Genomic DNA, 4,280 nt, shown 5'->3' with positions numbered 1-4,280 from the left:
CGCCGACGGCCGCCGCCCGGGCCTGGGTTACCTTCTCGAAGAGTTCTTTTTCGTGCTTGGCGTAACCTTTGACGGTCTCCACAAGGTTTACCACCAGGTCGGCCCGACGCTTGAGCTGGACATCGATACCGCTCCACCCCTCGTCGACGAGGTTGCGGGAACGCACCATGGTGTTGTAGGCTCTCCAGACGTACAGGGCAAGAAGGGCCGCCACTATTAAAAGGATCCACAAGATGGTCATGAAGATCACCCCCGTTTTGGTCGGTTCGTTGGAGATAATATACATCAAAAGGGCCGAAGAGGGGTCGTGAAGCGTGATCAAAACACTTTAAAAGGGCAAGGCGTTAGACGCGAGGCGAAACCTCGAAAACCCTCGGGGTCGCAAAAAGGAATAGGTTTTGCGGTTTCCGGTTCACGGTTCATGGTTCAGGGTTTGCGATACCCGACTCACGATTTACGGCTTTTCTGCCCTTATCGTATACAAATGCTCAAAATCAAGCCCTGACCCCAAGCTATTGACATTGACATCAAAGATGCTATTCTATTGATAACCAATATCAATAAGAAGGAGGCGATGGTCATGCCCGGTTGGGATGGAAGAGGCCCTTGGTTCGGCAGCGGACCCGGCACGGGATGGGGTATGGGCCCCTGTGGCGCCGGATACCGCCGCGGGCGTGGTTTCCGCCGTGGAGCAGGGTTTGGAAGAGGCTTCGGAAGAGGCTGGTTCGGCCAGTGGGGTTACGGGCCTTATGCAGCCCCTTGGGGCGGAGCGTACCCGGCGATGGACCCCGTTGACGAGAAACAGGCTCTCCAGGAAGAGCTCAGCGCCCTGGAAGCAGAGATGAAGGTAGTAAAAGATCGGCTCGACAGCATCGAAAAGGAAGCCTGACCCATTTTAAGCGGCGACCTTTCCTTGGACCCGGTTCCGTTGGACCGGGTCCGTCTTTTGTTGTAAAGATATAAAATTTTTGCATAAACCTCGAAGGAGGGTCATCAAGATGAGAATAGCCGTAGCTTTCGAAAACGGTAATGTCAGCCTCCACTTCGGGCATGCCCCGGTATTCAGGATCTTCGAGACCGACGACAAGAATATCGTCGGCCACCAGGATCATCCAAACCCCGGGCATGCGCCGGGAGTCATCCCCCGATGGCTTTCAGATCTGAAAGTGGATGTAATTATCGCCGGCGGGATGGGCCCCAGGGCCGAGGATCTATTCAAGGAGGCGGGCATCAGGCCGGTGATAGGAGCCAGGGGCAATGCCGACGAAGTGGCGAAGGCCTTCCTCGACGGCACGCTCCAGTGCGGGGATAGCGCCTGTGGCCATGTGACCGGTGAAGGCCACGGGGAACACACCATCACTGATGCCTGAAAAGCCATTGACCGTGGCCATTGCCAGCGGGAAGGGCGGCACGGGGAAGAGCTGCGTGGCCGCCTCGCTGCTGGTGACCGTGCCCGGGCTCTTGGGCGTTGATGCCGACGTGGAGGAACCCAACCTGGCGCTACTTCTTGGCGCCGAGGCGGTGAGTTCCTCCTTGGTCGAGATCCCCTGGCCCGTGATCGACAACAGGCTTTGCAACCGCTGCGGTGAGTGTGTCCGGCATTGCCGATTCGGAGCGCTCCTGATGTTCGGCGACGAGGCCCCGGTGCCCAACGACCTCTGCCACGGCTGCGGGGTCTGCTCCATGGTCTGCCCGCAGAAAGCCATCACCGAGGTCGGGAGATCCGTGGGTGAGGTCAGGCTCTGTCGAAAAGGGGACCTTCGCATCTTCGAGGGACGGCTCCACGTGGGGATGCCCAACCCTGTGCCGGTGATCGACGCCGCTTTGAAGGCCGCTTTTGCCGAGGGATCAGACCTGGTCATCGATTCGCCTCCTGGGACATCCTGCCCCATGGTGTCCGCCGTAAAGGATGCCGACGTGGTGGTCCTGGTGACGGAACCAACGCCCTTCGGATATGCGGACCTGGACCTGGCGCTGCAGGTGATCCATGACCTGGAGAAACCGGCGATGGCGGTCATCAACCGCTGCGACCTGGGCAGGGCCGATATCGAGGGTCTCACGAGGAAATACGGGGTCCCCGTGGCGGCAAGGCTTCCTTTTTCAAGGGCCGTGGCCGAGTCTTACGCCGTCGGCAACCCTCCGGCAGCGACCGATCCAGGCTGGAAGGACGCCATGCTCACCCTGTGGACGACGGTGAAGGGGATGGCAGGAAAATGAAGATTCGAGAGATAACCATAATCAGCGGCAAGGGCGGCACGGGTAAGACCTCCATAACGGCGGCGCTGGCGGCGTTGGCACCGGGCGGCCTAGCTCTTTGCGATGCCGATGTGGATGCGCCGGACCTTGAGATACTACTCCACCCCGAACCGTGGGAGGAACACGCCTTTATCGGTATGGATACCGCAGGGGTCGACAGGGAAAGATGCATAGGGTGCGGCAAGTGCAAGGAGGTCTGTCGCTTCGACACCATAGAAATGATGGATGGGAAGGCGAGGGTGGACAAGACCTTTTGCGAAGGCTGTGCCGCCTGCGCCTTGGTATGCCCCGTCGGATGCATTGCCATGGAGGAGACCAGGCAGGGTACCTGGTTTATGGGTGAGACGGCTTGGGGACCCATGGTCCACGCCAGGCTCAACCCGGGTGGTGAGAACTCGGGGATGTTGGTCCAACTGGTCAGGAAGGAGGCCAGGAGGATCGCGGAAAGCAGGGGCCTGGAAACCATCCTCACCGACGGACCACCGGGTATAGCCTGCCCGGCCATATCGGCCATAACCGGCGCCGACGTCGCCCTCATAATCACCGAGCCGACTATCTCGGGAGAGCATGACCTGCATAGGGTGGCCGAGCTCTGCGAGCGTTTCGGGACCAGGGCCGCGGTGGTGCTGAACAAGGCCGATCTGAGCGCCGAGGGCTCGGAAAGAATAAAAGAGGCCTGCCGCCGAAACGGCCTGCCTCTTCTCGCTTCCATTCCTTTCATTCCCGACGTGGTGCACGCCATTTCCCAGGCCAGGATACCCCTGGCGGAACTGCGGGAGCGCCTGGAGCCTATCTGGAGCCGCCTGGCGGAGATGTGACCAGGGAGGCCGCCGCGGAAAGCACTTTGGCGGCCATCTCCTCGGGCTCATCCCCGAGGCGGTACTCTTCGATCCTGCCCGAATCGGCCAGGATCGTTATTTGCTTATCCACGGGGAGGCTGGCCAAGACGGGTATATCCCACCTGGAGGAGATCCGATCCAGGTGGCTTGGCCCGAAGAGGTCCCAGCGCTCGCCGCAGTGGGGGCAGATGGCGTAGCTCATGTTCTCGACGATGCCCAGGAGCGGCACGTCCATCAGCTTCGTCATGTGCATCATTTTTTCGACGATACGGACGGAGAGGTCCTGCGGCGTGGTGACCATGATCACCCCGTCGAGCGCTATGGTCTGCATGACCGTCAGTGGAGCGTCGGAGGTTCCCGGCGGCAGGTCTATGACGAGTATCTCCGCGTCGCCCCACTCCGTATTATTCCAGAACTGGCTGATCACGTTGCCGATCAGGGGGCCTCGCCATACCACGGGCTTGGAGTCATCCTCCATGAAAAGGGCCATCGACATGACCCTGATGCCCAGCATCGGCGACGCCGGGGGGATGATCCCGTTGCGAATACCCGAGGGAATCCCGTGGATGCCGAGCATGGAGGGTATGGACGGACCTGTTATGTCGGCATCGAGGAGGGCTGTTTTATGACCCAGCCTGGAGAGACCTATGGCCAGGAGGGCCGATACGCTGCTCTTGCCCACTCCTCCTTTGCCGCTGCCGACGGCTATGATATGTTTGAAACAGCCCCTCGTGGGGACCGGCATAGAACAAGTTGCGGAGTCTTGGCTGCAGGTACCTTCGCTGGGGCACCCTTCGCACTTGTTATCGCTCACTTGCGACACCTCTTTCTAATTTAGAGGGGGATCTCCCTCAAGGAGCCTTTTTTGTACTGCTCGAAAGCCTCCTTGCAGGTCATTTCGCTGGCTTCGAAGGCGCGGATGCCCGCCGCTTTCAGGGCCGAGACGGCGTTGGGACCCAGCCTCGGCGCGATGAGGGCTGAAACGCCCTTGGACGCTATGAACTGCACGGCCATTCCACCGGCGCCATGGGCTGCCTGTGTGGCCTGGTTGGATAGAGCCTCCAGGAGCGAACCTTCCTCATCGACGATGAGGAAAAAGGGGCACCGGGCGAAACGCTCTGCTACCGGGCTTTCAAACGTCTGTCCTTCTGAGGATATAGCGATCTTCATCGAGGGACCTCCCTT

The 4,280-nt window shown here is 60.1% G+C and carries 7 protein-coding genes; 4 read left to right on the top strand and 3 right to left on the bottom strand.

What is annotated here, in order from left to right:
* Window positions 1-241: LemA family protein (locus GX108_06845; protein NLO56749.1), on the bottom strand; the 241-nt coding region annotated here is incomplete at its 3' end.
* Window positions 242-580: 339 nt separating this feature from the next.
* Between GX108_06845 and GX108_06840 the strand changes: the two genes are divergently transcribed.
* The 4 genes from GX108_06840 to GX108_06825 all read left to right on the top strand — a co-directional run bounded on the left by GX108_06840 (window position 581) and on the right by GX108_06825 (window position 3,074).
* Window positions 581-889, top strand: coding sequence for a DUF5320 domain-containing protein (locus GX108_06840; GenBank protein NLO56748.1), 309 nt, complete (start codon window positions 581-583; stop codon window positions 887-889).
* 109 nt (window positions 890-998) lie between these two features.
* The gene (locus GX108_06835; protein ID NLO56747.1) at window positions 999-1,370 is read left to right on the top strand and encodes a dinitrogenase iron-molybdenum cofactor; all 372 of its coding nucleotides are present in this window, start codon (window positions 999-1,001) and stop codon (window positions 1,368-1,370) included.
* A complete protein-coding gene (locus GX108_06830) occupies window positions 1,363-2,217 on the top strand; it encodes a 4Fe-4S binding protein (protein ID NLO56746.1) in 855 nt (284 codons plus the stop codon). The genes GX108_06835 and GX108_06830 overlap by 8 nt, the downstream gene beginning before the upstream one ends.
* Entirely contained in the window at window positions 2,214-3,074 is an 861-nt protein-coding gene (locus GX108_06825; protein ID NLO56745.1) for a 4Fe-4S binding protein, read from the top strand. Before GX108_06830 ends, GX108_06825 begins: the two co-directional genes overlap by 4 nt.
* Here the strand turns inward: GX108_06825 and GX108_06820 are convergent.
* Together GX108_06820 and GX108_06815 are read right to left on the bottom strand one after the other, a co-directional pair.
* Complete coding sequence (locus GX108_06820) at window positions 3,046-3,840, bottom strand: Mrp/NBP35 family ATP-binding protein (protein NLO56744.1); 795 nt, start codon at window positions 3,838-3,840, stop codon at window positions 3,046-3,048. The two genes, GX108_06825 and GX108_06820, sit on opposite strands and share 29 nt — an antisense overlap.
* 89 nt (window positions 3,841-3,929) lie before the next feature.
* Complete coding sequence (locus tag GX108_06815) at window positions 3,930-4,265, bottom strand: dinitrogenase iron-molybdenum cofactor biosynthesis protein (protein NLO56743.1); 336 nt, start codon at window positions 4,263-4,265, stop codon at window positions 3,930-3,932.
* Between the last annotated feature and the right edge of the window lie 15 nt (window positions 4,266-4,280).

The organism is Thermovirga sp., from assembly GCA_012523215.1.
Classification (GTDB): Bacteria; Synergistota; Synergistia; order Synergistales; family Thermovirgaceae; genus 58-81.
This window is presented reverse-complemented; position numbering and strand designations above follow the sequence as displayed.